Source organism: Streptomyces sp. NPDC002566, from assembly GCF_042889585.1.
Classification (GTDB): Bacteria; Actinomycetota; Actinomycetes; order Streptomycetales; family Streptomycetaceae; genus Streptomyces.
Map to the genome: position 1 here is coordinate 3658 of NZ_JBIARD010000016.1, position 1595 is coordinate 5252.

A 1595-nucleotide genomic window follows, 5' to 3' on the forward strand; every position below is an offset into this window, starting at 1 on the left:
CTGAGACCTGATGCCGAGCCGATTGTGGTGAAGTGGATGATCCTATGCTGTCGAGAAAAGCCTCTAGCGAGTTTCATGGCGGCCCGTACCCTAAACCGACTCAGGTGGTCAGGTAGAGAATACCGAGGCGTTCGGGTGAACTATGGTTAAGGAACTCGGCAAAATGCCCCCGTAACTTCGGGAGAAGGGGGGCCACACCCGGTGATGGAATTTACTTCCTGAGCTGGGGGTGGCCGCAGAGACCAGCGAGAAGCGACTGTTTACTAAAAACACAGGTCCGTGCGAAGCCGTAAGGCGATGTATACGGACTGACGCCTGCCCGGTGCTGGAACGTTAAGGGGACCGGTTAGCTCTGATTCGTCAGGGCGAAGCTGAGAACTTAAGCGCCAGTAAACGGCGGTGGTAACTATAACCATCCTAAGGTAGCGAAATTCCTTGTCGGGTAAGTTCCGACCTGCACGAATGGCGTAACGACTTCTCGACTGTCTCAACCATAGGCCCGGTGAAATTGCACTACGAGTAAAGATGCTCGTTTCGCGCAGCAGGACGGAAAGACCCCGGGACCTTTACTACAGTTTGATATTGGTGTTCGGTTCGGCTTGTGTAGGATAGCTGGGAGACTTTGAAGCAGCCACGCCAGTGGTTGTGGAGTCGTCGTTGAAATACCAGTCTGGTCGTGCTGGATGTCTAACCTGGGTCCGTGATCCGGATCAGGGACAGTGTCTGATGGGTAGTTTAACTGGGGCGGTTGCCTCCTAAAGAGTAACGGAGGCGCCCAAAGGTTCCCTCAGCCTGGTTGGCAATCAGGTGTTGAGTGTAAGTGCACAAGGGAGCTTGACTGTGAGACCGACGGGTCGAGCAGGGACGAAAGTCGGGACTAGTGATCCGGCGGTGGCTTGTGGAAGCGCCGTCGCTCAACGGATAAAAGGTACCCCGGGGATAACAGGCTGATCTTCCCCAAGAGTCCATATCGACGGGATGGTTTGGCACCTCGATGTCGGCTCGTCGCATCCTGGGGCTGGAGTCGGTCCCAAGGGTTGGGCTGTTCGCCCATTAAAGCGGTACGCGAGCTGGGTTTAGAACGTCGTGAGACAGTTCGGTCCCTATCCGCTGTGCGCGTAGGAGTCTTGAGAAGGGCTGTCCCTAGTACGAGAGGACCGGGACGGACGAACCTCTGGTGTGCCAGTTGTCCTGCCAAGGGCATGGCTGGTTGGCTACGTTCGGGAGGGATAACCGCTGAAAGCATCTAAGCGGGAAGCCTGCTTCGAGATGAGGACTCCCACCCACTTGATGGGGTAAGGCTCCCAGTAGACGACTGGGTTGATAGGCCGGATCTGGAAGCACGGTAACGTGTGGAGGTGACCGGTACTAATAGGCCGAGGGCTTGTCCTCAGTTGCTCGCGTCCACTGTGTTGGTTCTGAAACCACGAACGGCCCCACGCTGCCACGCGTGGTGCGGCTGAACAGTTTCATAGTGTTTCGGTGGTTATAGCGTGAGGGAAACGCCCGGTTACATTCCGAACCCGGAAGCTAAGCCTCACAGCGCCGATGGTACTGCAGGGGGGACCCTGTGGGAGAGTAGGACGCCGCCGAAC

The 1595-nt window shown here is 56.7% G+C and carries 2 rRNA genes (1 of these 2 running past the window's edge); both read left to right on the top strand.

What is annotated here, in order from left to right:
* Nucleotides 1–1392, top strand: a 23S ribosomal RNA gene (locus ACFYXA_RS34840); it begins 1798 nt to the left of the window's first position.
* An 86-nt stretch (nucleotides 1393–1478) separates the two neighbouring features.
* A 5S ribosomal RNA gene (rrf, locus tag ACFYXA_RS34845) occupies nucleotides 1479–1595 on the top strand.